This window comes from Nocardia australiensis, from assembly GCF_020733705.1.
Lineage (GTDB): Bacteria > Actinomycetota > Actinomycetes > Mycobacteriales > Mycobacteriaceae > Nocardia > Nocardia australiensis.
This window is the reverse complement of sequence record NZ_JAJFZM010000001.1, coordinates 1,996,066-2,022,803: the sequence shown is the minus strand read 5'-3', so window position 1 is coordinate 2,022,803 and position 26,738 is coordinate 1,996,066. Positions and strand designations below refer to the sequence as shown.

Annotated in this window: 30 protein-coding genes; 8 read left to right on the top strand and 22 right to left on the bottom strand. The window is 64.8% G+C overall.

Going from position 1 to position 26,738, the window contains the following annotated elements; genetic code table 11:
• Nucleotides 1-60: 60 nt before the first annotated feature.
• The 3 genes from ispF to carD are packed head-to-tail and all read right to left on the bottom strand — an operon-like array spanning nt 61 to nt 1,736.
• Nucleotides 61-528 carry a 2-C-methyl-D-erythritol 2,4-cyclodiphosphate synthase gene (gene ispF / locus LKE06_RS09145; RefSeq protein ID WP_227999370.1) on the bottom strand — a complete coding sequence of 156 codons (468 nt, stop codon included), beginning with the start codon at nt 526-528 and terminating at the stop codon, nt 61-63.
• A 2-nt stretch (nt 529-530) separates the two neighbouring features.
• Nucleotides 531-1,244 carry a 2-C-methyl-D-erythritol 4-phosphate cytidylyltransferase gene (ispD, locus tag LKE06_RS09140; protein ID WP_227998169.1) on the bottom strand — a complete coding sequence of 238 codons (714 nt, stop codon included), beginning with the start codon at nt 1,242-1,244 and terminating at the stop codon, nt 531-533.
• A 3-nt stretch (nt 1,245-1,247) separates the two neighbouring features.
• Entirely contained in the window at nt 1,248-1,736 is a 489-nt protein-coding gene (carD, locus tag LKE06_RS09135; RefSeq protein WP_040686206.1) for an RNA polymerase-binding transcription factor CarD, read from the bottom strand.
• A 341-nt stretch (nt 1,737-2,077) separates the two neighbouring features.
• On the opposite strand from carD, the gene LKE06_RS09130 reads away from it, so the two are divergent.
• The gene (locus LKE06_RS09130) at nt 2,078-2,749 is read left to right on the top strand and encodes a copper chaperone PCu(A)C domain-containing protein (protein WP_227998168.1); all 672 of its coding nucleotides are present in this window, start codon (nt 2,078-2,080) and stop codon (nt 2,747-2,749) included.
• A gap of 112 nt (nt 2,750-2,861) precedes the next feature.
• On the top strand, nt 2,862-4,271 hold the full coding sequence (gene radA / locus LKE06_RS09125; protein ID WP_227998167.1) for a DNA repair protein RadA: 1,410 nt from the start codon (nt 2,862-2,864) through the stop codon (nt 4,269-4,271).
• A gap of 9 nt (nt 4,272-4,280) precedes the next feature.
• Here radA and LKE06_RS09120 read toward each other — a convergent pair whose 3' ends face one another.
• On the bottom strand, nt 4,281-4,946 hold the full coding sequence (locus LKE06_RS09120; RefSeq protein ID WP_227998166.1) for a hypothetical protein: 666 nt from the start codon (nt 4,944-4,946) through the stop codon (nt 4,281-4,283).
• A gap of 122 nt (nt 4,947-5,068) precedes the next feature.
• Nucleotides 5,069-5,692: a carbonic anhydrase gene (locus LKE06_RS09115; RefSeq protein ID WP_227998165.1), complete on the bottom strand. Its 624-nt coding sequence runs from the start codon at nt 5,690-5,692 to the stop codon at nt 5,069-5,071.
• A gap of 152 nt (nt 5,693-5,844) precedes the next feature.
• Here LKE06_RS09115 and LKE06_RS09110 point away from each other — a divergent pair, with 152 nt between their 5' ends.
• Nucleotides 5,845-6,738 carry an HhH-GPD family protein gene (locus LKE06_RS09110; protein ID WP_227999369.1) on the top strand — a complete coding sequence of 298 codons (894 nt, stop codon included), beginning with the start codon at nt 5,845-5,847 and terminating at the stop codon, nt 6,736-6,738.
• A gap of 3 nt (nt 6,739-6,741) precedes the next feature.
• Here LKE06_RS09110 and LKE06_RS09105 read toward each other — a convergent pair whose 3' ends face one another.
• Nucleotides 6,742-7,488 (bottom strand): alpha/beta fold hydrolase, encoded by a 747-nt coding sequence (locus tag LKE06_RS09105; protein ID WP_227998164.1) that lies wholly within the window; start codon nt 7,486-7,488, stop codon nt 6,742-6,744.
• A 94-nt stretch (nt 7,489-7,582) separates the two neighbouring features.
• Here LKE06_RS09105 and mhuD point away from each other — a divergent pair, with 94 nt between their 5' ends.
• The 4 genes from mhuD (at nt 7,583) to LKE06_RS09085 (ending at nt 9,848) form a co-directional block, all read left to right on the top strand.
• A complete protein-coding gene (mhuD, locus tag LKE06_RS09100; RefSeq protein WP_227998163.1) occupies nt 7,583-7,897 on the top strand; it encodes a mycobilin-forming heme oxygenase MhuD in 315 nt (104 codons plus the stop codon).
• A gap of 422 nt (nt 7,898-8,319) precedes the next feature.
• On the top strand, nt 8,320-8,514 hold the full coding sequence (locus LKE06_RS09095; RefSeq protein ID WP_227998162.1) for a CbtB domain-containing protein: 195 nt from the start codon (nt 8,320-8,322) through the stop codon (nt 8,512-8,514).
• On the top strand, nt 8,505-9,293 hold the full coding sequence (locus LKE06_RS09090; protein ID WP_227998161.1) for a CbtA family protein: 789 nt from the start codon (nt 8,505-8,507) through the stop codon (nt 9,291-9,293). The genes LKE06_RS09095 and LKE06_RS09090 overlap by 10 nt, the downstream gene beginning before the upstream one ends.
• A 36-nt stretch (nt 9,294-9,329) precedes the next feature.
• Nucleotides 9,330-9,848 (top strand): hypothetical protein, encoded by a 519-nt coding sequence (locus LKE06_RS09085; protein ID WP_227998160.1) that lies wholly within the window; start codon nt 9,330-9,332, stop codon nt 9,846-9,848.
• A 48-nt stretch (nt 9,849-9,896) separates the two neighbouring features.
• Here the strand turns inward: LKE06_RS09085 and LKE06_RS09080 are convergent, their stop codons facing one another.
• Nucleotides 9,897-10,337: an OsmC family peroxiredoxin gene (locus tag LKE06_RS09080; RefSeq protein WP_227998159.1), complete on the bottom strand. Its 441-nt coding sequence runs from the start codon at nt 10,335-10,337 to the stop codon at nt 9,897-9,899.
• A 329-nt stretch (nt 10,338-10,666) separates the two neighbouring features.
• Between LKE06_RS09080 and LKE06_RS09075 the strand changes: the two genes are divergently transcribed.
• Nucleotides 10,667-12,082 carry a sensor histidine kinase gene (locus LKE06_RS09075; protein WP_227998158.1) on the top strand — a complete coding sequence of 472 codons (1,416 nt, stop codon included), beginning with the start codon at nt 10,667-10,669 and terminating at the stop codon, nt 12,080-12,082.
• A gap of 60 nt (nt 12,083-12,142) precedes the next feature.
• Here the strand turns inward: LKE06_RS09075 and LKE06_RS09070 are convergent, their stop codons facing one another.
• The 15 genes from LKE06_RS09070 to folK all read right to left on the bottom strand — a co-directional run bounded on the left by LKE06_RS09070 (nt 12,143) and on the right by folK (nt 26,732).
• Nucleotides 12,143-12,787 (bottom strand): vWA domain-containing protein, encoded by a 645-nt coding sequence (locus LKE06_RS09070; protein WP_227998157.1) that lies wholly within the window; start codon nt 12,785-12,787, stop codon nt 12,143-12,145.
• A 343-nt stretch (nt 12,788-13,130) separates the two neighbouring features.
• Nucleotides 13,131-15,692: an ATP-dependent Clp protease ATP-binding subunit gene (locus LKE06_RS09065; RefSeq protein ID WP_227998156.1), complete on the bottom strand. Its 2,562-nt coding sequence runs from the start codon at nt 15,690-15,692 to the stop codon at nt 13,131-13,133.
• Nucleotides 15,693-16,145: 453 nt separating this feature from the next.
• Complete coding sequence (locus tag LKE06_RS09060) at nt 16,146-16,838, bottom strand: anthrone oxygenase family protein (RefSeq protein ID WP_227998155.1); 693 nt, start codon at nt 16,836-16,838, stop codon at nt 16,146-16,148.
• Between the two features lie 158 nt (nt 16,839-16,996).
• Nucleotides 16,997-17,557: an FHA domain-containing protein gene (locus tag LKE06_RS09055; protein ID WP_227999368.1), complete on the bottom strand. Its 561-nt coding sequence runs from the start codon at nt 17,555-17,557 to the stop codon at nt 16,997-16,999.
• 248 nt (nt 17,558-17,805) lie between these two features.
• Complete coding sequence (locus LKE06_RS09050) at nt 17,806-18,165, bottom strand: histone-like nucleoid-structuring protein Lsr2 (RefSeq protein WP_227998154.1); 360 nt, start codon at nt 18,163-18,165, stop codon at nt 17,806-17,808.
• A gap of 116 nt (nt 18,166-18,281) precedes the next feature.
• The gene (lysS, locus tag LKE06_RS09045; protein WP_227999367.1) at nt 18,282-19,748 is read right to left on the bottom strand and encodes a lysine--tRNA ligase; all 1,467 of its coding nucleotides are present in this window, start codon (nt 19,746-19,748) and stop codon (nt 18,282-18,284) included.
• Nucleotides 19,749-20,045: 297 nt separating this feature from the next.
• Entirely contained in the window at nt 20,046-20,468 is a 423-nt protein-coding gene (locus LKE06_RS09040; RefSeq protein ID WP_372477358.1) for a rhodanese-like domain-containing protein, read from the bottom strand.
• An 8-nt stretch (nt 20,469-20,476) separates the two neighbouring features.
• Nucleotides 20,477-21,097, bottom strand: coding sequence for a cysteine dioxygenase (locus tag LKE06_RS09035; protein WP_227998152.1), 621 nt, complete (start codon nt 21,095-21,097; stop codon nt 20,477-20,479).
• A 158-nt stretch (nt 21,098-21,255) separates the two neighbouring features.
• Entirely contained in the window at nt 21,256-22,056 is an 801-nt protein-coding gene (locus LKE06_RS09030) for a type III pantothenate kinase (RefSeq protein ID WP_227998151.1), read from the bottom strand.
• A gap of 5 nt (nt 22,057-22,061) precedes the next feature.
• Nucleotides 22,062-22,481, bottom strand: coding sequence for an aspartate 1-decarboxylase (gene panD / locus LKE06_RS09025; protein ID WP_227998150.1), 420 nt, complete (start codon nt 22,479-22,481; stop codon nt 22,062-22,064).
• 14 nt (nt 22,482-22,495) lie between these two features.
• Nucleotides 22,496-23,449 (bottom strand): pantoate--beta-alanine ligase, encoded by a 954-nt coding sequence (panC, locus tag LKE06_RS09020; RefSeq protein WP_227998149.1) that lies wholly within the window; start codon nt 23,447-23,449, stop codon nt 22,496-22,498.
• Nucleotides 23,449-24,402, bottom strand: coding sequence for a Rossmann-like and DUF2520 domain-containing protein (locus LKE06_RS09015; RefSeq protein ID WP_227998148.1), 954 nt, complete (start codon nt 24,400-24,402; stop codon nt 23,449-23,451). Before LKE06_RS09015 ends, panC begins: the two co-directional genes overlap by 1 nt.
• Nucleotides 24,403-24,602: 200 nt before the next feature.
• Nucleotides 24,603-25,643, bottom strand: a complete 1,041-nt coding sequence (locus tag LKE06_RS09010; protein WP_227998147.1) for a DUF6779 domain-containing protein — start codon at nt 25,641-25,643, stop codon at nt 24,603-24,605.
• Nucleotides 25,644-25,713: 70 nt separating this feature from the next.
• Entirely contained in the window at nt 25,714-26,184 is a 471-nt protein-coding gene (locus tag LKE06_RS09005) for a DUF3180 domain-containing protein (protein WP_227999366.1), read from the bottom strand.
• A gap of 5 nt (nt 26,185-26,189) precedes the next feature.
• Nucleotides 26,190-26,732 (bottom strand): 2-amino-4-hydroxy-6-hydroxymethyldihydropteridine diphosphokinase, encoded by a 543-nt coding sequence (folK, locus tag LKE06_RS09000; protein WP_227998146.1) that lies wholly within the window; start codon nt 26,730-26,732, stop codon nt 26,190-26,192.
• Nucleotides 26,733-26,738 lie beyond the last annotated feature (6 nt).

Below are 26,738 nucleotides of genomic sequence, written 5' to 3'. Positions count from 1 at the left end.
TCGATACTAGCGGGTCGACCTGCTGGTTCATGGCCCGGCTCGGGTCCGGCGGGCCGGATGCTATACCCGAGCCGTCAGTAACGCGGTAGCCACCGCCGCGACCCCCTCACCGCGACCGGTGAGTCCGAGTCCGTCGGTGGTGGTTCCTGACACCGAAATCGGGGCCCCGAGCAGCTCGCCGAGCACCTCCTGCGCCTCTGTTCGGCGTGGTCCGATCTTCGGTTTGTTGCCGATGACCTGCACTGCCGCATTCACCACATCGAAGCCCGCCGCGTCGAGCAGCCTGCGCACCTCTTTGAGCATGGCGGCGCCGGATACGCCTTCCCATTCCGGTCTGCCGGTACCGAATACCGCGCCGACATCGCCGAGGCCAGCCGCCGAGAGCAATGCGTCACATAGCGCGTGTGCCGCGACATCGCCGTCGGAGTGTCCGGCGCAGCCGTCGGCGCCGTCGAAGAGCAGCCCTGCCATCCAGCACGGGCGGCCGGGTTCGATCGGATGCACGTCGCTGCCGATCCCCACGCGCATGGTCATGTCCTGCCAACCGCCCGTCGAATGTCCGCGCCGTCGAGTACCGCGTGCGCGAGCAGCAGATCGAGTGGCGTGGTGATTTTGAAAGCCAATGGATCTCCGGGGATGGTGTGCACCCGGGTGCCGAGCAATTCGACGAGCCCCGCGTCGTCGGTGGCCGCGACGCCCTCGGCCACGTACGCGTCGCGAAGCAGCCCGGCCGCGAAACCCTGCGGTGTCTGAATGGCCCGCAGTCCCGCGCGGTCCGGGGTACCGGTCACGCCGCCGAGCGCGTCGACCGACTTGATGGTGTCGACAACCGGCAGGGCGGGTACGACTGCGGGCTTCCCGGCCCTCAGTTCGGCAGCGACCCGGGCGATCAGCGCGGGCGGCGTCAACGCGCGGGCGGCGTCGTGTACGAGGAAATAACCAGCGTCGGGAGCGGCCGCGATGCCGACGCGCACCGAATCGACGCGCTCGGCGCCGCCGACCACCACCCGAACCGAATCCGAGGGCGGCAGCAGGGCAACGGCGCTGTCCACGAATTCGGCGGGAACCATCACGATGACCCGGTCGACCGCCCCGGAGGCGATCAGACCGTCGACGGCAAGCCGGACCATAGGTGTACCGCCGACCGCGACGAACGCCTTCGGTGTCGACTCACCAAGACGGACGCCACGACCGGCGGCAGGTACCAATGCAACGACAGAACCGTCGTTGCTCACAACATTCATGCCTCAGGAGGCCGCTGCGAGAACCTCATCGAGAAGTGTCTCGGCCTTGCCGTCATCGGTACCCTCGGCAAGCGCGAGTTCACCGACCAGGATTTGGCGGGCCTTGGCGAGCATGCGCTTCTCGCCCGCGGACAGGCCACGATCCTGCTCACGACGCCACAGATCGCGGACGACCTCGGCGACCTTGTTCACATCGCCGGAGGCGAGCTTCTCCAGGTTGGCCTTGTATCGGCGAGACCAGTTCGTCGGCTCCTCAGTATGCGGCGCCCGTAGCACCTGGAAGACTCGGTCGAGACCCTCCTGGCCGACGACGTCACGAACGCCGACATATTCGGCGTTCTCCGCGGGAACGCGAACAGTCAAGTCACCCTGAGCGACCTTTAGGACCAGATACTCTTTCTGCACACCCTTGATAGTGCGAGTCTCGATAGCTTCGATCAGCGCCGCTCCATGGTGGGGGTAAACGACGGTGTCTCCGACCTTAAAAATCATGTGTCCCGTGCCCCTTTCGATGTTCACAGTTTAACATGCGACTCGATAACGGCGCGATCAACTGTGCAGGTCAGGGCCACAACGAGCCAACCACGGGGGTTGACAGAACACACCTGGTGTGCATTACGTTGTGCCAGAACGAGTTATCGACCGGTGCGATTGCCACATCACCCCTTCGGCCCGATTGGCAGCAACTCCGCCCCGCCACACAGTCGACCGAACTGTTACCAATCACCAGCGAGTCGCGAGCCCCGGCGTCCGCTGCGTGGAGACAACTACTACGCTGCCTAGTTACTACTCTCCCTAGCGGAGTGTGCCCGGTCGACATGGAGGGACAACCCGTGACTGCCCTGAAAGCTGTGACCGCCTCGAAGGGGCCGCGACGTCGCATGGTGACGGTTGCCGCGCTCGCAGCAGGCGCGGCGCTCGTACTGTCCGGCTGTAGCGCGGGCCAGGTCTCGCAGACCGCGGACCAGGTTGCCGCGGTGAACGGCAACCACGCGGACGTCAACACGATCTCGCTGCGCAACCTGCACATCGTCTTCCCCGGCGAGGGCTACACCAACACCAAGGGCGGCAGTGCGCTCATAGCGTTGTCGATCATCAACAACAGCGAGTCGGTCCAGGACGAACTCACCAGCGTCACCACCGATCTCGGCACCGTGAAAATCACCCCGCCGCCGGGTGACTCGGCGTTCATCCTGAGGCCACAGCAGACCGTCGTGGCCAGCTCGACCGAGCGCGCGGCCGAGACGACCTCGGCCACGCCGACGTCCGGGGCGCACGCCCAGCAGCCCACTGACAAGCCGGCCACCGATCCGGCGGCAAAGGCGGCGACCATCGAGATCACCGGCCTGACCGAGGACATCACCCCCGGCCTCACCTATACCGTTTCGTTCAATTTCAAGCAGAACGGCACCGTGCAGGTCCATGTTCCGGTCGATGCCGGATCGACCGAGCGGCACGAGTCGGACCTGTCCGGCCCCGCCGAGCCCGCCAAGGGCGGGCACTGATCGCTTGCCGCTCCGCCGCAGCGCGGGGTCGACACGGCTGCCGCGCATCGGCGCGGCAGCCGTGTTCTTTTGGGCACGGCAGGTTGTCGGATGCGGTACGTAAGGTGCGCCTGTGGCAAAGACCAAGTCGATCTTCCGATGCTCGGCCTGCAAGCATGAGGTCGCCAAGTGGGTGGGTAAGTGCCCCGACTGCGGCGCGTGGGGCACTGTCGACGAGGTAGCCGGGTCGGCGGGCGGTCCGGGCACACCGGCCGGACGGCGGGCTATGCTGCCGAGCACGGCCGCGGCGCCGATCTCCCAGATCGATTCTCAGGTGACTCGCGCCAGGCCGACCGGGGTCGAGGAACTCGATCGGGTGCTCGGTGGCGGCATCGTGCCGGGGTCGGTCGTGCTGCTCTCCGGCGAGCCGGGAGTAGGCAAGTCGACACTGCTGCTCGAGGTCGCGCACCGCTGGGCGAATCAGCGCGATGAGAAGTCGTTGTATGTCACCGCGGAGGAGTCGGCGGGACAGGTTCGGCTGCGCGCCGATCGAACCGGTGCGGTGCACGAACGGGTGTATCTCGCAGCGGAATCCGATCTTTCAGTGGTACTCGGACACGTCGAACAGGTGCGGCCGTCGTTGCTGGTGGTCGACTCGGTGCAAACGATGCTCGCGCCCGATGTGGACGGCACCATCGGCGGCGTCACCCAGGTGCGGGCGGTGGCCGCCGCGCTGACATCACTGGCGAAGGCGAGCGGGATCGCGGTTCTGCTGGTGGGACATGTCACCAAGGACGGCAATATCGCCGGCCCGCGCACACTGGAGCACCTGGTCGACGTCGTACTGCAATTCGAGGGCGACAAGAATTCGACGCTGCGCATGGTGCGCGGGATCAAGAACCGCTTCGGCGGCGCCGACGAGGTGGGTTGCTTCGAACTGCACGACGACGGCATCGCCTGCGTCACCGATCCATCGGGACTGTTCCTGCACCACCGCACCGATTCGGTGCCCGGCACCGCGGTCACCGTCGCGATGGACGGCAAACGACCGCTGGTAGCCGAGGTCCAGGGCCTCACCGTGAAAACGGACAATCCGTCGCCGCGCCGAGCGGTCAGTGGGCTCGACTACAACCGTGTCGCCATGGTCCTGGCCGTGCTACAGAGTCGCGGCCGGATCTTCGTCGGCAAGCACGACGTGTACGCCGCTACGGTGGGTGGCATGCGGCTGCTGGAACCCGCGGCCGATCTGGCGATTACCCTCGCCATCGCGAGCGCCGAATCCGATATCGCGATTCCGCCGGGCTGGGTGATCCTCGGTGAGGTCGGATTGGCGGGTGAGGTACGCAAGGTGACCGGACTCGCGCGCAGGCTGGCCGAGGCCGAGCGGCTCGGTTTCACGACCGCCCTGGTGCCACCGGGAACCGAACGGGCGCGCAGCGGTATGAAGATTCACGAGGTGACCGACGTGAAGTCGGCTATTCGACTGGCCAAGTTACGTAAGGCACGCAACGAACCCGCGGCGGAACTGGCCCCTACCTTCTGACCACCACGACTACGCGATATTGAACGGTTCGCTCGAGCTGCGTACCGAACCGAGCTGCGCGACAACGGCGTACGCGCCCGGCGGCACCGGAACACGATCACCCGCACAGTTGGGCTGCGAGGTCGAACCCGACCAGGTGACGGTAAACGCCGCCTGCTCACCGCGGTTGAGAGTGCGCACATCGGGCTGGCCGTCCGGGTAGCAATCGGTGCTCGACCACAGCCTGCGCTGACCGTCGAGGGTGAGCACGGAAACCTGCTGAAGGCCGGAACCCACATCGCGCGAGCACGCCGCCGAGGAGATATTCGTGATCACAATGCCGAAGACCGGCTGCTCGCCGGTTTTATAGGTGGGCTGTTCGACGGTGACCCGCACGGCGAGCGACTGATCCGGACACTGCTCCTGCGCGACCGGAGCACCACTCACGTCGGCACCGTCGGAGGGCTTCGGCGCGCTCGATTCCGCACTGGTCGACGGCTTAACCGAGGACGTGCCGGCTGCCGTCGGCGCCGACGTCGAAGTCGCCGCCGACGTGTCCGCGGGGGACTTACCACCGCGCGCGAACATAACTACCAACCAGATCGCCAGCGCGAGCGCCACCACCAGGATTCCGATGGCGAGAACGCGTCGACGCCAATAGATCTCCGGAGGCAGCGGTCCATTCGGTTCCAGCACGCCTCAACGGTAAGCGCACGATCGAGCGCAGCGACTCAGGACCCCGGCGTGTCGGGCTGGAAAACGCGATCGTGGCAACCAAATTTCGGCCCGCACGCTGGGAAAACAGTTCCTCTTCCGAGTCAGGCGAGCTCCCCGATATTGCCGACGACCCGCTGCAATTTGACCTTGCCGTCGGCGAGTTTGTATGTGACACAAGCGATCGCGCACCCTCCCGTCGCGACGCGCTGGGAGATGATCATGGACCGCTGCATCAGCAGCTTGCTCGTTTCCACCACGTGCCTCGCCTCGAGCTCGTCGATCGTCGACAACCCCTCCCGGCGGCCGATCAAGATCGACGGCGTGACCCGCTCGACGACGCTGCGAATGAACCCACCTGGCACCTCGCCTCCATCGAGCGCGGCGATCGTCGCACCGACCGCACCGCAGCTGTCATGTCCGAGCACCACGATCAGCGGCACGTCCAGCACCTGCACGCCGTATTCGATCGAGCCGAGCACCGAGCTGTCCACTACGTGACCGGCGGTGCGCACCACAAACATATCGCCGAGACCCTGATCGAAGATGAGTTCGGCGGCGACGCGCGAGTCACCGCAACCGAACAGGATCGCCGAGGGTTGCTGGCCGCTGACGAGTTTGGCCCGGTCGATAGCCCCTTGGCTAGGATGCAGCAGGTTGCCATTGACAAAGCGCTCGTTTCCCTCGCGAAGGGATTTCCAAGCACTGACCGGGTTGGAATCAGGCATACCGTCCATTGTGCATGCACCAATGGCTACCAGCGAGTCCGGCTCGTTACGAGTCGGCAAATATTGACGGGCCGAAATACACGAGGAACGGTGAGGCGGTGCCGAAGCCAAGCGCAGCGCACGAGGGTGCGGGCCAGGTGCGAACGGACGGAGTGGCAGTAAACCGCGTGGATGCTGAGGCATTGCTGCGGTGGTACCAGGAGACCGCGCGTGATCTGCCCTGGCGCCGCGCTGAAGTGTCTGCCTGGCAGATCCTGATGAGCGAGATCATGCTGCAGCAGACACCGGTGGTGCGGGTCGAACCGATCTGGCGGGAATGGGTCGCCCGGTGGCCGGTGCCGTCTGCCATGGCGACCTCCTCGCAGGCCGAGGTACTGCGCGCGTGGGGCAAACTCGGTTATCCGCGCCGGGCGCTGCGGCTGCACGAATGCGCCAGAGTGCTCGCCGAACAGCACGACGACGAGGTCCCCGCCGATGTCGAGGTGCTGCTCGGACTGCCCGGCGTCGGCGCGTACACAGCGCGTGCGGTCGCCTGCTTCGCCTACGGTCAACGAGTTCCGGTGGTGGACACCAACGTTCGCCGGGTGGTAGCTCGCGCGGTGCATGGACGCGCCGAGGCGGGGAATCCGTCATCGCGCGATCTACCGGAGACCGAGGCGCTGCTGCCACGGCAGATCGACCGGGCCGCGATGTTTTCCGCGGCGCTGATGGAACTCGGCGCAACGGTGTGCACCGCACGCACGCCCGACTGCGCGCGCTGCCCACTGCCGAAATGTGCGTGGGTCGCGGCGGGCAGGCCGGTATCCGAGGTAGTCAAGCGCACGCAGAAATACGAAGGCACTGACCGCCAAGCCCGCGGCAGGCTACTGGACGTACTGCGCGACGCCAGTGGACCGGTCGAACGGATCCGGCTGGATATCGCCTGGACTCGCGACCCGGGACAGCGCGATCGCGCCCTGGATTCACTGCTGATCGACGGGCTGATCGAGCAGACTGCGGACGGTCTGTTCGCGCTGGCAGGCGAGGGTGGCCAACCCGAGGGGTAGCCGCTACCGTCCGAGCACCCGGCGCAGAAATCGCTCGACCTCGGCGCGATAACGCGCAGGCTGGTCATCGTGCACGAGATGACCGGAATCGGGTATGCGCACGTAGTCGGCGTCGGCGTGCTCGGCTGCCATCTGCCGCATCTGCCCCTCCGGAGTAATCGTGAATTCGCCCTCGATCAGCAGCACCGGCGCCCGCACCGCGCGCCATTGGGCCCAGAAATCGCGGGTGCCCCACTCCTCGGAGATATCGCGGAAGGTGGCGACCGATCCGTGCAGCCGGTAGCCGTCGGGCCCATGCTCGAACGAATTCAGGAAATACCGTCCGGCCACCGGGCCGAAGAAGTCGAGCACCGCGCGTTCATCCGGAAATGGCTGCGGCCAGGCGTCGATCATGGCCGCCCAGTGCTGCGCGGTACGTCCGGTGAAATCTGGAGCGATGTCCTCCACGACCAGCGCCCGCACTCGCCGCGGGTACTGCGCGGCGAAGACCCAGCCGTGCAGCCCGCCCATGGAATGTCCGATCACCACCATGGGCTCGGTGATCGGCGCTGTCGCGGCGGCCAGGTCCGCGACGAATGCCTCGGTGGTCAACTCCGCGGGCGCCGCACGGCCGTGCCCGGCCGCATCGAAGGTGTACACGTGCCCATACCCGCGCAGCCACGCCACCTGATCACCCCAGGTGCGCGCGCTCCCCATCAATCCATGTAGCAGCAGGATCGGCACCCCTGCCCCACCCTCGTCGTGTAACACCCTGTCGATTTTGCAGCGCCGACACCGCCGGGTGTTCGCGGCCCCCCGCCGCTCGCCGTAGGCGTTTGCTATCGACAGACGTATTGTCGGTCCCATGGCTGTTGTGAAGATCAATGCGATCGAGGTTCCCGAGGGCGCGGGGCCCGAACTGGAGAAGCGGTTCGCCCACCGTGCGCACGCGGTCGAGGGCTCGCCGGGGTTCCTCGGCTTCCAGTTGCTCCGCCCGGTGGCCGGTGACAACCGGTATTTCGTTGTCACCCAATGGGATTCGGAAGAGTCCTTCGCGCAGTGGCGGGACGGGCCCGCGCGCGAAGCGCATTCGGGCGAACGGGCCAAGCCGGTCGCGACCGGGGCTTCGCTGCTCGAGTTCGAGGTCGTCCTCGACGTCGCCGCGAAGTCCGCCTCCTGACGATTCGGCACCGCATTCGCTGACCCGCGCCGATCGCCTGCTCTGCGCGGCATACGGCGCGGGCGCGGTGGTCGCGCCCGTGCTCACCTGGTGGAACAAGATGGCCGTCGCGCGTGACGGTCCCACTTGTTCCTGATCGCCCGGCAGATCCGCCGTGCATCGACCCGAGCGCGCGGCGCGACTGGGTAAAGATTTGAGCTATTGACGGCAAGCGCATACGGATGTCACAGTTCGAATGACAAAACGCGATGGTGACGCGGTAATTCCGGTGTGAATCCGGAGCGGTCGCGCCACTGTATTCCGAGCATCAGGATGAGTTCCCTACCCAGAAGGGTTCGATTCGAGTCCTGGTGCCGGAAAGCCAGACACCGGCACCGTCGCATCGACCACTCGACGGGACGCGCATCCCTAGGAGGATTCCAATGGCCATCGCGCATTCACCGAGCCGGGCAACCGACTCATTGGCAACCGTGCTCATCGCAGTCGGTGTCGTTCTTCTCGCATTGCTCACGCTGTACCTGGTCGGCTTCGACCAGGGCGTTATCTCGCGTAGCGGGATGTACCTGCATGAGCTGATGCACGACGGACGCCACCTGCTGAGTGTCCCGTGCCACTGATCGGAACGCTGAAGATCCTACTGTTACGCGGCCTGCTGGCCGGCCTCATCGCCGGTCTGCTGGCCGCTACGGTGGGCTATTTCGTCGGCGAGCCCAAGGTGGACGCCGCAATTGCCATCGAAGAAGCGCATTCCGCATCCGAACACACCGAGCACGGTGCCGAAGCGGGATCCGGGCATTCGCACGGTGACGCAAAAGAACCGCTGGTCAGCCGGAACGGTCAGAGGGCGGGGCAATTCCTCGCGCTCGGCCTCGCCGGTTTGGCGTTCGGCGCGATCTTCGCGTCGGTCGCGCATTTCACCCGTCGGTACACCATGCTGGCCGGGCCGAAATTCGCGATCGGACTGGCGATCGGCGGCTGGGCGGCCCTAGTCGCGGTGCCGTTCTTCAAGTACCCGGCGAATCCACCCGCGGTCGGCGATCCGGACACGATCAATCAGCGCACCCTGTTGTGGTTGGCCTCGGTACTGCTCGGCCTCGCGGCCGTGGCCATCGGTGTTTTTGTCTACAAAAGGCTTGCCGCACAGCTCGATACTGTCCGGCTGATCGCGGGCGTGGCGGCTTTCGTGCTGGTCGCGGGGTTCGGCTACATCCTGCTGCCCGGCGTGAACGAGGTGAGCGCGGACTTCCCGGCAACCCTGCTGTGGCAGTTCCGGGCAGCATCGCTGGCCGAATCGACCACGCTGTGGGTCTGCCTCGGCCTCGGATTCGCGGCGCTGACCGAATTCGCAACGCGGACTAGCACTCCGGTACGAGGGCGGGTCGCTACCTCGGACTGATTCGGCGTTCGGAAACCCCAGGGCAGTGTCGGTTCCATGACCGGCACTGCCTTTTCCGTGTGGCCAGCACAGCTGCGCACCGAACATCCTCGACAGCAACCCCGCTCGGTATCGGTGGCATTCACCGCACTCGTCGTCGCGCTGCTGTGCGGTGCCGGCGAGGCGCTCACCTATGTCACCGTGCGACTCGACGAACCGAATGCCGCAGTGGGCTCCCTCGCGACCGGCCTTGCCATCCGGGGCACTATCTACCTGGTCGTTCTCGCCGTCGCCTGCCGAATGTTGCGCGGCGCGCGCTGGGCCCGCATCATTCTCACCTTCGGCATCGGGGTGGTCGGGCTGGCCTCATTGATCATCGAACCGCTGGCAGCGACGTTGTCCGCCAAGGCAATCGGTGACCTCTTCGAGAATCTGACGGTCACCGCCGCGCTCACCGGAACCTTCCGAACCGGGCATGTTATCGCGGTCCTCGTCGCCATCCCCGCGATGTACGCGCCGTCCGCACGCCGCTACTTTCGCGCGACGATCCCCGCACACCGGGCAGCGCCTGAATGACACCGGGCAGCGCCCTGAATGGTGTGCGGGGATCGTCGCGAAGCCGATCTAGACGAGGGCCGCGTCGAGGGTGATGTTGTCGACGCCCGCCAGAGCCTTGCTGACCGGGCAGCCCGCCTTGGCCGCCGCGGCGGCCGCGGCGAACCCGTTGTCGTCCAGTCCGGTGACCCGGCCGCGCACGGTCAGCTTGATGGCGCTGATGCGGAACCCGCCGTCCCGGTCGGGGCCCAGAGTCACATCGGCCGAAACATCCAGACTCTCCGGCGTACCACCCGAGTTGGTGACCTGCGCCGAAAGCGCCATCGCGAAGCACGCGGAATGCGCCGCCGCGATCAGTTCCTCCGGACTGGTCGTGCCGTCGGCATCCTCGGCGGCACGCTTGGGGAACGACACGTCATACTTGCCGACTCCGGAGCTGGCCAGCTCGACCTGTCCCGAACCCTCCTGCAGGGTGCCGGTCCAAGCGGTGCGCGCGGTACGTGTGGGCATCACGGTCCTTTCACTCGAGGTGCGAATCAAGGTTCATCTCGAACCTACGCGGCGAGAAATCCGTAGACCTCACCGGAGGTGACGCTCATGCTCACGCCGTCGACCGCTGTGTGGCATAGGTCAACCCCACAGTGACCACAATGGAATCTGTCATGCTTCGAGAATCCGCCGCCGACCAGGTTCGACACATCCGTCGCGCGGCGGTGTTCGGGATACGCGCCTGGGCCTACCCGCGTCGTATCCCTTGCAGTCGTATCCCTTGCAGTCATATCCCTTGAATACATAGCGCGGCGGACGCCAGGCGACGTAGCTGCTAATAGGCTGCAAGGGTGACAGCGCCAGGGGAATGGAAACGTGGCTCGGTCGGCTTGGACCTCGGCATTGTGCTTGTGGTCGGGGTGATCCAGGTGGCAGGGGGCCGAGGCGCCAACCTGAATCAGCCCGAAGCGCACGCATTGGACCTGCTCGGCTACGCGCTGTTGCTGGTCGGCCCCATTGCGCTGATCTTCCGGCGTCACCAGCCGCTCGCGGTGCTGTTTGTGACGATCGCGGCCTGCGTGACCTATCTTCTGCGCGGCTACGGTTACGGTCCGATCTTTGTCTCGCTGGTGATCGCGTTCATCTCCGCGGCGGTGATCGGATCACGTTGGTGGACTTACCCTCTCGTTCCGATCGGCTATCTCGTACTGGTATGGCCGGTACCGGCACTGATCGGATACCCCGCCAATTCGTGGCTGGCCTTCGGAATGATCGCCTGGCTCGGTGTGCTCATTGCGGTGGTCGAAGGGATCCGGCAGCGCCACGCGATGCTGTCGGTGCGCAGACAGCGCGCCGAGGCCGCGCGACGTGACGAGCAGACGCAGCGTCAGCGGCGGGCGACCGAGGAGCGGCTGGCCATCGCGCGCGAGCTGCACGACGTACTGGCACACAGCCTTTCGCTGATCAACGTGCAATCATCGGTGGCATTAGAGCTGTTCGACAAGCAGCCGGAGCAGGCAGCATCCGCACTCGCGGCGATCAAGACCGCGAGTAGGGACGCGCTCGCCGAGGTGCACACGCTATTGCATTCGATCCGCAGCGGAGCCGCGAGCACCGATCCCGAGTCGACGGAAAGCGCTCCCATCAGGGAGATCGACAACCTGCGAGACGATAACAAGCACGCGTCGGGTGATTCGAATCGGGAGGCGCCGGTTTCCGGGGAGGCGTCGAGTTCGAGCAAGGCTCAGCGTGGTCCGAAGCGGGCTGCACGCAATTCCGTTCATACCGAACGCAATTCCGATATCGTGACACCGCGCCACGCACCTCGTGCACCCGCACCGAGCATCGCGGACCTCGATGTTCTCCTGCAACGCGCCCGCGCGGCCGGGCTGACGGTACAGACACGCGTCATCGGCGAGGCACACCATTTGCCGACCGTGATCGATGTAGCCGCGGTGCGGATCATCCAGGAATCGCTAACCAACGTGGCGCGCCATGCGCTGGGCGCGGCGGCCATGGTGACCGTGCGCTACACCGCGGAGTCGGTTGATATCACCGTCGACAACACGCGCCCCACCAACACTGCGACGAGGTCCGGATCGACCAGCGGTAATGGCATCATCGGCATGCGCGAACGGGCCCACGCACTCGGCGGCGCGCTTACCGCGGGCCCACGCCCCAGCGGCGGGTTCCGGGTCGCGGCACGCCTGCCCTCGCGGATGCTCGGTCCGAAACCGAGTGACTCGACCACACAGGAGGCGCGGTGAGACACAATCGCGCAGCACTCATCGAGCCGACGGGGTGCGGGAACCCCCGCAAAATGACGATCAGCTGCCTGGGTTCGCCTGCTCGCGCTCGGCATCGGTGAACGCCTGACGAGGGGCGCCGGGCGCGGCGGCCTGGGCACGTGCGGAATACGCGGCCGCGGCACCGAATACGCCACGGACACCGGCCGGTGCCGCCGCGTAGGTGATCGATTGCTTCGGGTCGAAACCCATTTCGGTGCCGATCGCCACCGCGTCCATATTCGCGCCGAGGAACAGGAAGTTCCAGTTGTACACATCCTGCTGCTGGGTAATCAGCGATTTCACCGAGGCGTGTGTCCACTCCTTGCTGGAGTTCTCATGTCCGTCGGTAAGAACGACGACAATAACCGTGCCAGGCCGCTCATGCTCGGGCCGCGTCGCGAGTTCCGCACCCACATCGGTGATCAGCCTGCCAACGGCGTCATACAGCGCGGTCATTCCGCGTGGCCGCAGCTCGAGCGGCGGCACCTCGGCGAGCGGACGGTTCGCGTACAGGCATTCGTATTCGGTGTCGAACTGTGCCAGCGTCACCTGAATGGTTTTCGGCACAGCGCGCTGCTGCTCGAAATAGGCGGCGAGCCCGCCCTCGGTATCCGATTTGATCGACTGCATCGATCCGGAGCGGTCGAGCAGCACGGCGATCAGTGTCAGGTCTTGATTTGTCATGAACACCCCCGTTGATTCGATTTCGCGAACGTCATCCACCGTACGCGGACCGGGCAACCGCCGCCCGCGCGTTATTACGCCGTACGCGTGCAGGCGTACTGCGACCAGCGCCGCAGGACCGATGTCGGGTGCGGGGTGCCCGGCGTCAGGCTGGCGGCAGTTCTTCCGGCACCAGAGCGGAATCGGCGCATTGCGTATCGCTTCGCACGCGGTGAAACCACCGAGGATCAGTACCGCAGCCGGCTGGCCGTGCTCCGTGAGTCCGATCGGCGCGCACGGCGATAGCGAAAGGCCCTCCTCCACTGAAATCCAGTGGAGGAGGGCCTTTTCGATGCGATTCGGCCTACTCGCCCGAAGCCGCTGTCTCAGTGGTGCCTTCGCCCGCGCCGGTAAGCACGACTTCCGGCTTCTCCTCGGTCGCGGGTTCCTTGGTCAGCTTCGTCTTACTGGTGAAGGTGAACTTGGCATCCTCGCCCGAGCCTTCGCCGTCCCAGCCCTCGACATCGACCACGATGGTCTGGCCGGGGCCGATCTCGCCGAAGAGGATCTTCTCCGACAGCTGATCCTCGATCTCGCGCTGAATGGTGCGACGCAGCGGCCGGGCACCGAGCACGGGGTCGAAGCCACGCTTGGCGAGCAGCGCCTTGCCCTGCGGAGCCAGCTCGATCTCCATGTCCTTGTTCTTCAGCTGCTTGGCCACGCGAGCGATCATCAGATCCACCATCTCCACGATCTGCTCCGTGGTGAGCTGATGGAAGACGATCACGTCGTCGATGCGGTTGAGGAACTCGGGGCGGAAATGCTTCTTCAGCTCGTCGTTGACCTTGAGCTTCATCCGCTCGTAGTTCGAGCCCTCGGCGTTGCTCTGGGAGAAGCCCAGACCAACGGCCTTGGAGATGTCCGCGGTACCGAGGTTCGAGGTGAAGATCAGCACCGTGTTCTTGAAGTCCACGGTCCGACCCTGGCCATCGGTGAGACGACCGTCCTCCAGGACCTGCAACAGGGTGTTGTAGATCTCCTGGTGGGCCTTTTCGATCTCGTCGAACAGAACCACGGAGAACGGCTTGCGGCGCACCTTCTCGGTGAGCTGACCGCCCTCTTCGTAGCCGACGTACCCGGGAGGGGCACCGAACAGCCGCGACGCGGTGAAGCGGTCGTGGAACTCGCCCATGTCGATCTGGATGAGCGCGTCGTCATCGCCGAACAGGAAGTTCGCCAGCGCCTTGGACAGCTCGGTCTTACCAACACCGGACGGACCGGCGAAGATGAACGAGCCCGAGGGGCGCTTCGGATCCTTCAGACCGGCGCGAGTGCGGCGGATCGCCTTGGAGACGGCCTTGACGGCATCCTCTTGGCCGATGATCCGCTTGTGCAGCTCGTCCTCCATGCGGAGCAGACGGGTGGTCTCCTCCTCGGTGAGCTTGAAGACCGGGATACCGGTCCAATTGGCCAGCACCTCCGCGATCTGCTCATCGTCGACCTCGGCAACCACGTCGAGATCACCCGAGCGCCACTGCTTTTCGCGCTCGGCGCGCTTGGCGACCAGCTGCTTTTCCTTATCGCGCAGCCGCGCCGCCTTCTCGAAGTCCTGCGCGTCGATAGCGCTTTCCTTCTCCCGGCGCGCATCGGCGATCTTGTCGTCGAATTCGCGCAGGTCCGGCGGCGCGGTCATGCGACGGATACGCATGCGCGCACCCGCCTCGTCGATCAGGTCGATCGCCTTGTCCGGCAGGAACCGGTCGTTGATGTAGCGGTCGGCCAGCGTCGCCGCGGCCACCAGCGCACCGTCGGTAATGGACACCCGGTGATGCGCCTCGTAACGGTCGCGCAGACCCTTGAGGATGTTGATGGTGTGCTCGACGGTCGGCTCGCCCACCTGGACCGGCTGGAACCGGCGCTCCAGGGCGGCGTCCTTCTCGATGTACTTGCGGTACTCGTCGAGGGTGGTCGCACCGATGGTTTGCAGCTCACCGCGGGCCAGCTTCGGCTTCAGGATCGAGGCAGCGTCGATGGCGCCTTCGGCGGCACCCGCACCGACGAGCGTGTGCAGCTCGTCGATGAACAGGATGATGTCGCCGCGGGTATTGATCTCCTTGAGCACCTTCTTCAGGCGCTCTTCGAAGTCACCACGGTAGCGGCTGCCCGCCACCAGGGAACCCAGGTCGAGGGTGTAGAGCTGCTTGTCCTTGAGGGTCTCGGGCACCTCGCCGTTGACGATGGCCTGGGCCAGGCCCTCGACCACGGCGGTCTTACCGACACCTGGCTCACCGATCAGTACCGGGTTGTTCTTGGTGCGGCGGCTCAGCACCTGCATCACGCGCTCGATTTCCTTCGAGCGGCCGATGACGGGGTCGAGCTTGCCCTCGAGCGCTGCCTGGGTCAGGTTGCGGCCGAACTGGTCGAGCACCAGCGAGGTGGACGGAGTACCCGCCTCACCACGGGAACCGGATTCGACCGGCTCCTTGCCCTGGTATCCGGACAGCAGCTGGATGACCTGCTGGCGCACGCGGTTGAGGTCCGCGCCCAGCTTGACCAGCACCTGGGCCGCCACACCCTCACCCTCGCGGATGAGCCCGAGCAGAATGTGCTCGGTGCCGATGTAGTTATGGCCGAGTTGCAGCGCCTCGCGCAGACTCAGCTCCAGCACCTTCTTGGCACGCGGGGTGAACGGGATGTGACCGGACGGAGCCTGCTGGCCCTGACCGATGATCTCCTCCACCTGGCTGCGCACACCCTCCAACGAAATACCAAGCGACTCCAGCGACTTCGCCGCGACGCCCTCGCCCTCGTGGATCAACCCAAGCAGGATGTGCTCGGTGCCGATGTAGTTGTGGTTGAGCATCCGGGCCTCTTCTTGGGCCAGGACAACGACACGCCTCGCGCGGTCGGTGAACCTCTCGAACATCGCTCCCTCACTCTCCTGCTCCGACATTCTGGCAACAGACGCCGCAGTGTGCTGTGTAACAAACGGTTGGGCGTCAGCCTGCCATGAAGCCCGGGGGTTGCGGCCCCCGCCATCCACTCTAGTTGGCAGGGGTTCACGCCGCCTCCAGTCCACCCTATTGCGGACCAGCGACAGCACGGTCATTCACTCATAACGCGGGCATCGCGGGATTCGTTTCCGCCGAGGTTTTGCCCTCAGCGAACACCGACCAGGCTCAACCCGTCATATCTGGCCAACCTGGGCTACCCGGCGGCCCCGGAGACAAACCTGAATGAGTCGCACACCCGGGCCGAACGAGGGCAATCGGAACGATGGTGTTCTCGCCCTCGGAATCCAGAGTAAGCGGCCCCTCCCATGGCTGGGAGGGGCCGGAACCGGTCACATGGGGCGGACGACGGAGACAACCGGTAGGGGTCAAGCGCGGCGGTATCCGGGGCCGCCGAACTGGCCGGGGAACTGCCCGCCCCGTGGCGCATGCCGCGTTTGATAGTGGGTTAGGTAGTGGCGCTGCGGCTGCCCCGCGACAGCCGGGCCGCCGCCCGCAGTCACCGCGGCGGCGCCATGTCGAGCGAAAGACGGACTGTTGACCTCCGCGTCCGCTGCCACGCGCCCGTGCCGCATCCCGGCGACGAACAACGCACCGCACAGCACCAGGAACGCCACGGTGTGCAGCACGGCCCGGACGATATTCCAACGGACCCAAGCGGATTCGAAGTCGGCACGGATCTTCGCCAGATCGCCGATCGAGGCCGGATCCCCCGCCGCGGCGAGCTGGTCGTTCAGCGGAACATTCAGTCCGGAGGTGACCGCGAAGGCGATCACGTTGAGCGCCAAGGCAACCGCGACCCAGATCAGGACGGTGCGATGGTCCTTGCCGAGGTGCAGCGCCGCGGCGAGCGCGGTGAACCCGACGGTGCCGAGGAACCCGATCATGAACCAAGGGTTGATGATCACCACGTTGATCTTCTGCATCACATCGACCATGGCGCGGTCATCGGTCCGGTTCAGCGCGGGCATCACCGAATTCGCGTACGCGTAGAAGACACCGGCGATCAGGCCGGTTGCCAGCGTCGCCGCTACCAGTGCGGCGATTCGAAAGGCGGTCATGGTTTCTCCTACCGAGGATCGTGCCGGAGCCCGAACCGCTCCGTTTTACGACTCTCAGTCAACCGCCGACGGCCGCGACCAACCATGGTCCAGACACTCACCCGGCTAAGCGATCGTCTACGGTCATCACGGCGCGACGAGGCCGCGGTGAATACGGTTCAAAGATCCCGATCGGATATGAGTCCACTCTGCATGGCTAAACCGGCCAGTCTGACTCTTTTCCGGTTCTGTGGCAGGCTTTCCACACCGAACTTGGCGAATAGCGCACGCAGATGAGTCTTGATCGCATCGACGCTCAGAAACAGTTCGTCGGCGATCTGCTGATTGGAGGCGGGCGTCGCAAACCCGGCCCCGTTTTTATACGGACGGCACAGCGCGATCAACACCGCGCGCTGAGTCTCGGTAAGCGAGCGCAATGTTGGAATCGCTGCGGCCGAAGTGCGGGTGGCGTCGTCGACGACTCTGCCGAAATCATGAAAGGACACCAGCGAGGTGCCGACGCGGATTCGATCCCCCGCCATCAGCCTGCGCCTGCCGACGAGCCGCTCGCCGTTGACGAACGTGCCATTGCGCGACAGACCGTCATCGACGATGGTCCACTGCGTCCCGAGATACTCGATGGCCGCGTGCAGCCTGGAAACCTCGGCGTCCCAGCGCAGCGCCAGATCGGCCTGCGAGGACCGGCCGATGGTGACGCGCTGCTGGTCCGGGCTGAGCATGAACTCCTGCTGGCGGCCCGAATCATCGGTAAACCGCAACAACGATCCGACAAATCCGGTCACTGCGCCGATACCTCGCCATGCCATACCGTCAGCGACATCGTCTGCACGGTTCCATCGTGCCGCCTTCGGGTAAGCCGAGCAAGATCGAACCGTCCCTATACAACGACATACACAAACAAGTCTGCCGCCCAGGCGTCGCACGATTTGCCCGGGGCGGCAGCCCTAAAAGAGAAAATTAGGCCTTCTTAGGCCTTCGCAGCCTTGTTGTACGCGTCGGTAATGTCGGCGGAGATACGCCCCCGCGCGGACACCTTGTGGCCATTACGCCGCGCCCACTCGCGAATTGCAGCACTTTGTTCGCGATCGATCGATACCCGGCTCTTGGGGCTTCCCGGCGCAGCTGCGGCAGCCTTGACCCGGCGCCGACCACTCACACGCCGTGCACTCGAAACCCACTCTTCCAGCCCGTCGCGCAGCTTTGACGCATTTGCCGACGACAGGTCGATCTCGTACGACACACCGTCGATCGCAAACTCAATGGTCTCGTCCGCGATGGACTCACCGTCGACATCGTCGATCAGGCTAACGGTGACCTTCTTTGCCATGAGATGAACGTCCTCTCGAAATCGTGCGACCCGCATACTAGGCCGATTACCCGAGGCAAGAATACCCCGAATTCCGAAAATTCCAACACGGGGACTACTGCTATGGAATCCGATGGTCAGCGGGTGACTGGACGCACAATTGGGAACAGTATCGTTTCCCGGATTCCCAATCCCGTCAGTGCCATCAACAACCGATCGATTCCCATACCAGTTCCCGTTGTTGGCGGCATGCCGTGCTCCATCGCGGCGAGGAAGTCCTCGTCTAACTTCATCGCCTCATCATCGCCCTGTGCGGCCAGTCGAGCCTGATCGACGAACCGCTCGCGCTGGATCACCGGATCCACCAACTCCGAATAGCCCGTTGCCAACTCGAAGCCACGGACATAGAGGTCCCACTTCTCGGTAACTCCCGGCTTGCTCCGATGCTGCCGCGTCAGTGGTGACGTCTCCACCGGGAAGTCACGCACGAATGTTGGTGCGTACAACTTGTCGCCATACTGATGTTCCCAGAGTTCCTCGACAAGTTTGCCGTGGCCATAGCCCTTATCCTCGGGAATTTCCAGACCGACCCGATCGGCTAGTGCACGCAATTCTGCGACCGTAGTTTCCGGAGTGACGGGGACACCGAGCGCATCCGACAGCGAAGGGTACATCTCGACCGTCGCCCACTCGCCGCGCAGATCGTATTCGGTACCGTCCGCGAGGGTCACCACCTGCGTTCCGAAGACCTCCTGCGCAACTTCCTGCACTAATTCTCGAGTCATACGCGCGGAGTCATCGTAAGTACCGTAGGCCTGGTACGTTTCCAGCATCGCGAACTCCGGAGAATGCGTGGAGTCGGACCCTTCGTTACGGAAGTTCCTGTTGATCTCGAAGACCTGCTCGAGGCCACCGACCACGCAACGCTTCAAGAACAGTTCCGGCGCAATTCGCAGGTAGAGGTCTATATCGAGCGTATTTGAATGCGTGACGAATGGCCGGGCCGCAGCACCGCCATGCAGCGTCTGCAGCATCGGCGTCTCGACCTCGAGGAAACCGCGGCGTTCCAGCGCATCGCGCATCGCGCGCACCACCGCGACCCTCGTCCGCGCCATTTCCCTGGCTTCGGGACGCACGATCAGATCCACATAACGCTGCCGGACCCTGGACTCCTCGTTCATCTCCTTGTGCGCAACCGGCAGCGGGCGCAGCGACTTGGCCGACATGAACCAGGAATCGGCCATCACGCTCAATTCTCCGGTCCGTGACGAGATGACCTCACCGTGCACGAATACGAAGTCGCCGAGGTCGACATCGGCCTTCCAGGCCGCGAGCGCGTCGGCGCCGACACCGCCCAGACTGATCATCGCCTGCAGTTTGGTGCCGTCGCCCTCCTGCAGGGTCGCGAAACACAGCTTTCCGGTATTGCGCATGAAAATGACGCGGCCGGCGACACCGGCCTGCATACCGGTCTGACTGTCGGGCTCCAAGTCCGGATAGGCGGTCCGAATTTCGGCGAGGGTATGCGTACGCGGCACCACCACCGGATACGCCTCACCGCCCTCGGCGAGCAGCCGCTCGCGCTTGTCTCGTCGAATGCGGATCTGTTCCGGGACGTCATCGACTTCCGGCGCAGGACGGCTGGATTGCTCCGCAGGAACCGAGCCCGCAGAGCGACCGGACGAGGGGGTGTTCGGGGTGCTCACAGCCAACAACACTAGCGGGCACCGGAAATCGTTTTACGCGCCGCCCAGGCTGCGCGATGAGACAACACTTCGGTATCGATTCCGGCACCGTCCGATGCCCGATTTTGCTTGGGCATCAGCCGCGCGCTATCGCCGAAGATAGGCGAAACCCGCTGCGTCGCCGCCTATTTCGAAGAAGAACTAACCGGCCGGAAATTACAGCGAGGCGAGCGAGGCGATCTCACGGGCGAAGTGCGGAGACCGAGTTCCTATGGTAAGCAGACTCGCCGCCTTCATCGCCTGGTAACCGCCGATCACATCGGTCGCGCGATGCAGACCGAGTTGTTGCAGTGCGGCGGCGGCCAGGCTGGAGGTATAGCCCTCCGAGCAGACGACGATCCATTCCACATCGTGATCGGTAGCCAGCGATAAGCGGGCGGAACTGGAGGGATCCAAACGCCATTCCAGCACATTCCGCTCGATCACCAATGCGCCCGGCAACGAACCTTCGCGCCCGCGCTGCGCCTGCGGCCGGATGTCCACCAGAATCGCACCCCTATCGAGCGCCTTCGGCAATTCGAAGGCATACATCCGGTTCAGCTGGGACCGTGCGTTGTCGAGCATCTGGGCGATGGTCAAGCGGGTCATTACATATCACCTTCGGGCTGATCGGTGAGGATGGTTCGGGTGCGCCGCAAGTTGCCATGGCCGGTGACCTCGTAATAAGACATGGCAGTCAGCGGCGGTGAATATGCGTGCACGCTGAGCGTCGGATCGAGGGGACCGACAGATGCGGCGTTGGATTCGTCGACAGGCTGGGGACCGGCAGGGACACGCATCACGTCGTGCACCCAACCGATCGGGAACGAGGCTTGATCACCTGCGGTGAGCGTGCGCCGCCGCAATTCCGTTCCGTTCCAGCGATATTCAGAGAGGGCGCCACTGAGCACGGTCAGTGCGCCGAGGGATCCAGCGTGATCGTGCAATTCGGTGGATTTTCCCGGAGTCCAGCTGATCAGCCAGACATCGACCTCGTCATCGGTCAGTAGTCGAGCCGCCCAACGTTCGTCGGATGGCCATACCCCGCCGACAGGCAGCAAATGGTCATAACGGCCGCTGAGCACATCCTCGGCGCCCTCGTCGGTCAATCGCAGCAGATCGGCCGGACGCAACCGAGTTGGAAGTGCGGAAGCGATGGCGCGATTCAATGGCGGGTCAGCCGAAAAGGCGTCCCGGTCGGAAGAAAGGGAAGGCGCGGAAGAACGCATGAGCGAATCTCCAGGAGATGTGTCAACGGTCGAGGGACTTGGTCAGCCTCGAACGGTCGAGGCTGGATCAGCCTCGACAACACTCCTGGGTGGTCACGCGGAAATACACGTCCGCGAGTGTAGCAGTGCGCAAACCCGGGTCAAAATGTACGGCCACGCTACGCAGTTCCTTTACGACGCTGATTGTTGCGTTCATAGACCAAACGCAGGCCGGTCAGCGTCAGATACGGCTGGTGGTGGTCGATCGTTTCCGACTCCGGAACGATCAGCGGCGCGCTCGCGCCGGTCGCGACGATCGCGACGTTGTCACCCGCGAAGGCGTCGAATTCGTCGCGGATCCGATCGATCAGGCCGTCCACCAAGCCGGCGAAACCGAATACCGCGCCGGATTGAATGGCTTCCACGGTGTTCTTCCCGATCACCGACCGCGGCCGCGCCAACTCGACCCGGCGCAATGCGGCACGCTCGATCAGGGCCTCGCTGGAAATCTCCACACCTGGCGCGAGTACGCCACCGAGGAATTCCCCCTTGGCCGAAACCAGGTCCACAGTGGTCGCGGTGCCGAAATCCACCACGATCGCGGCGGTGCCGTAGAGATGATGCGCGGCAAGAGTGTTCACGATGCGGTCCGCACCGATCTCCTTGGGATTATCGACAAGCAACGGAATCCCCGTGCGGACACCGGGTTCCACTACGACATGCGTCACATTTTCCCAATAGCGGGCGAGCATAGTGCGAATTTCGCGCAGCACCGGCGGCACCGTGGACAGCGCCGAAACCCCGACGATTTCGGTCACCTGCGCGCCGAGCAGGCCGCGCACATGCATGGCGAACTCGTCGGCGGTCAGCAGCGGATTCGTGTGCATCCGCCAGTGCCGCACCAACTTCGCATGCGTTCCACTACCCGAGAAAAGCCCGAGCTCGATACCGGTATTGCGGACGTCGATGGCCAGCAGCATGGCCGTCAGACGACGGTCAGCGAGCGCGGTGTGACCAAACCGGAGCCCTCCGGCGCGTGCGCGGGATCGGAGCCGAGATCGGTCGGACGATTGCGGTCGTCGACGAATACCACCTTCGGCGCGTACTCGCGGACCTCACGCTCGTCCATCATTCCGTATGCGATCAAAATGACCAGATCACCCGGATGGACCAAATGGGCTGCGGCACCGTTGATTCCGATCACACCAGAACCACGCTCACCCGCGATCACGTACGTCTCGAGACGGGCGCCGTTATCGATGTCGACAATGCAGACCTGTTCGCCCTCGAGCAGGTCGGCGGCGTCGAGCAGGTCCTGGTCGACGGTGACCGAACCCACATAGTGCAGGTCCGCGTGGGTCACCTTGGCACGGTGGATCTTCGACTTCATCATGGTGCGCAACATCGTCGCCGCCTTTCCTAAATGTCGGCCCGGGCAGGCTGGGGGTCGTCCGCGACTACACGCGAATCGGGCAGAGTGGGATGGCCGCCGTCCACCGGCGCGCCGAGTGCGACGGCCGTGTTGTCGATCAGGCGGGTGACGCCGACCTTGGCCGCGATGAGCAACCGGGCATTACCGTTCACCGGCGCGGGACCGAGGGTCGAGGAGCGCAGCTCGAGGTAGTCGACCTCGACACCGGGGGCCGCGTCGAGGACGCCGCGCGCGGCAGCGAGCACCGCGTCCGCGCCGAGTCCGCCCGCATGCCTGCCCGCGGCAAGCGCCGCCGACAAGGCCAGCGCCAATTCACGTTGCGGCGAATCCAGATACCGGTTGCGCGAGGACAGTGCGAGCCCATCGGGCTCGCGAACAGTCGGCAGCGCGACAATCTTCACATCGAGGTTCAGGTCGCGTACCAGCTGACGGATCAAGGTGAGCTGCTGATAGTCCTTCTCGCCGAAGAACGCCTCGGTCGGATGCGCGATCTGCAACAGCTTGGCCACCACCGTCAACACACCCGCGAAATGCGTCGGGCGGCTCGCCCCCTCCAACTCGGCCCCGACCGGCCCCGGATGCACCGTGGTTCGCATCCCGTCGGGATACATATCGGACGCGCTCGGCGCGAACACCAACTCCACGCCCTCATTGCGGAGCAATTCGACGTCGGCGTCCAGCGTGCGTGGATACTTGTCGAGATCCTCGCCCGCCCCGAACTGCAAGGGGTTCACGAAGATCGAGACGATCACCACCTGGTTGGTCCGCTTGGCGCGGCGCACGATCTCCAAATGCCCTTCGTGTAGCGCGCCCATAGTCGGCACCAAACCGACGGTGCGCCCGACCCCGCGCAGTGCCTTCGATACGGCCTGCAGCACCTCGGGATCGTGATGCACGGTAATTTCGCCCGGCCGGAAAGTGCCGCGCAATTTCGGATCCATCAATGGCGTCCTTCCAACAGTTCGATCAGAGCGGGATCGGATTTTGCGCGCTCGGCGGTGCGCAACGACATCGCGCGATAGCCCGCCGCCAACCGGGTGTCGACGGCGGCGAGCGCGGCAAGATGAGCGGCGACGGCATCAGCGTCACCACGCGCAACCGGACCGGTCAGCGCGGACTGGCCGCGCCGCAGCGCATTATCGAGCGCGGCCGAGGCCAACGGGGCAAGCAGGCGCTCGGCCAACCCGTTGGGCTGATCGTCGACGATTTGCTGCCCGAGCAGGCCGGGCCCCGATAGCGCCGTACGCAGCGCGTCGAGCGCATCCACGATCACCGTGACGAGATGATTGCTGCCATGCGCCAGCGCGGCGTGGTAGAGCAGCCGGTTCTCCTCCTGCACCCGGACCGGCTCACCACCCATTTCGATGACCAACGACTGCGCGATCGCAAAACCGACCTCATCAGCGGCGGTGATCCCGAAACACGCGTTACCGAGCCGGGCCACGTCCTCATCGTGCCCTGTGAAGGTCATCGCGGGATGAATAGCCAACGGCAGCGCACCGCGCTCGGCCAATGGAGCAAGCACACCGACACCATTGGCGCCTGAGGTATGCGCGACGATCGTGCCGGGGCGAACCACACCGGCCGACGCCAAACCACGCACCAACCCGGCCAATTCCGCATCCGGCACCGCCAGCAGCAACAACTCGCTACGCGCCGCCACCGCTTCGACCGGCAGAATCTCGGAATCGGGCAACCGAGTACGGGCGCGCTGCACCGAAGCATCGGAAATCGCGACGACACCGAACACCACATGACCGGCGCGCTCGAGCGCGGCACCCAACGCCGAACCGACGCGACCCGCCGAAACGACTCCCACCGTCAGGCGTGCGGGCGCGGGATCGAAGCCGGCCGGGCCCTGCCCCACCGGCCCGTTGCCAGGATTCGAGGTCAACACTGTCCTCTCGAAGTGCGATGGGCGGATATGTCCAGCCAAACGCTTAATCCGTTCCAGTCCCGTTGCGTGGGTACCGGACGTTACGTGTCGAGGATATCGGCCGGGAGTTTGCCGGTGCCATGGGGTGTGAGGGTGAGGTTGGACGCAGTGTTGATCCGGCACCCGACTGTTGTGTGTCCGGTTCGGGTTCGCGGGTACTAGTTTCGGCCGTTTTGTTCTGACTGGAGGTTTGCCACGATCTCGGCCACCGAGAGGCGGCGGGAGGGGGTGCTGGAGTCGGCGTCGGCATCCACTCGGCGTCGACGGCGCGAACTGGAGGTGCCGATGGTTGGGGTTGATGAGGTCGGGCGTGGGGATGCGGTTGGGCGGGGTGAGGAGGTGGGCTGCGGGGCCGGTTTCGGCCCGGCGGGGGTGGCAGCTTGCGCCGGGGTCGATGCTTCGAGGAGGGCGGGTTCCTCATCGGAGTCGAGGGACGTTTCGGTGAAGGCATCTGCCCAGCCACGGGGGGACCACGGCGGGGCTACTTCGCCATTGTCGTCGCGTTCGACATCGGTGGGATCGGTGGTGGTCTGATCCTCTTCGCGATCGCTCGTCACGACCGAGGTTTCGGCGGTAACGGGTTCGTCGAAGGGGCTGGCGAACATGGGGGGCTCCGGATGATCTTCGTAGAAGACCGGAGTGACGTTGCTGCACGATTGCTGCGCGGCCGCAGCGGATGCGGTGCCGGCATTCGCCGAGCTATCGTTCGCGGGATCGGCCACCGCGCTCGGCAGTTCTTGGATTCGGGTGGCATCGGCGTGCAGCGCGGGACGGTCCATCGGCAGATCGCCGTCGAACAGACGCTGCAGGCTCTGGCGTAGCACGGTGAGTTCGGCACGTAACGCGGCGAGTTCGGACGCGTCCGCGCCGACTTCGGAACGCACCCGCGCTTCGACACCTAGCTCGTATTCGCGCCGCGCGGTGATCTCGCGCTCCAATTGGAGCTCGTACACCGTCTGCAGGTCGCGCACCTTAGCCTTGTCGATAGTGGCCTCTTTGCGATACCGGGTCGCGGCCAACGCGCCGATGACGGCAGCCCAGAGCGCCGCCACCAGACCGATACGAACAAATTGCAGACTGTCGCTGAATACCAGGAAAAAACTGGCAACCAGACCGGTCAGAATCAAGACACCAACGAATATTTTTCCCGCATCGACCCGTGAACGACGGGAAGTGCTGCTACGGGAGGGTGAAACCATGGACGCCAGGGTAGCTTGCATGACGAGCCGCGCCCAGAATCCGATGTCGTGATTCGATCAACAATATTTGCTACGTGGTAGCTGGATCGTCCGATGGGTCGTCGGGGGCACGACAGCAATACTCGAGCCACAGGGCCGCAGCAACCAATGCCACCCCCGCCAGCAGTCCGACCACCGCGCTGGGGCTGTCGGCGGCGGCAGCGCGCAGTTCTCCGCGCTGCGGAAAAACCCAGCAGAGAAAGCCCAGCCAGACACCCGCTGCCAGCGAACCCACCTGCACCGACGCTTTTGCCAATGCGACTGCGCGAGCGGCGGTAATCGGATGCAGTTGGTGCGTGCCGGTGCCGATCTGATGTTCATTGATGCGCGACCGGATGATGAACGCCAGCGCCACCTCGATCGCGGCGACCGGATAGAGCGAGGCACCGGCATATACCGAAATCGGCGGAAAATTGCTGTAGGCCATCCGGGTCGCGATCCACGCAATGACCGCGGCGACAACAACATTCGCCACCAGGTCCAGAATCCGAGTCGGCTTCAGCTGCACTACACCTCCCTCTGCGGCCCCGGTCTCGACAGCGAGAACTCGGTCGGGTGCACACCCGCGCGTTCCCCGGCAGCCAGACCGTCGAGCAGCTCACGCGTCGGCCGCGGACGGCCGTCGACCTCCAACACCGCATCCGGCTCGACATCGAGCCACGGAATCAAGACGAAGGCCCGATTGTGCGCTTGCGGATGCGGCAGCGTCAGGGTCGGATCCGCGCTGTGGCACGGGGAACCGCCCACCGATTCGACACACGTGATCACATCGACGTCGAGAGTCCTTGCCCCCCATCGCACCTCACGCACGCGGTCAGCGGCCTGCTCCAACTGCTGACCGCGCCGCAGCCATTCGCGACAACCGTATTGCGGGTTGTCCACCACCACAACGGCATTGAGATAATCGTCCTGCTCGACACCACCCCACGGCGCGGTCGAATATACCGGCGACACCGCGACAACCCGCGATCCGAAGCCATCCACCACGCTGCGCAGATGGGCGAGCCGATCCCCCATATTCGAGCCGATCGACAGCACGGCCCGGCTCAAGACCGC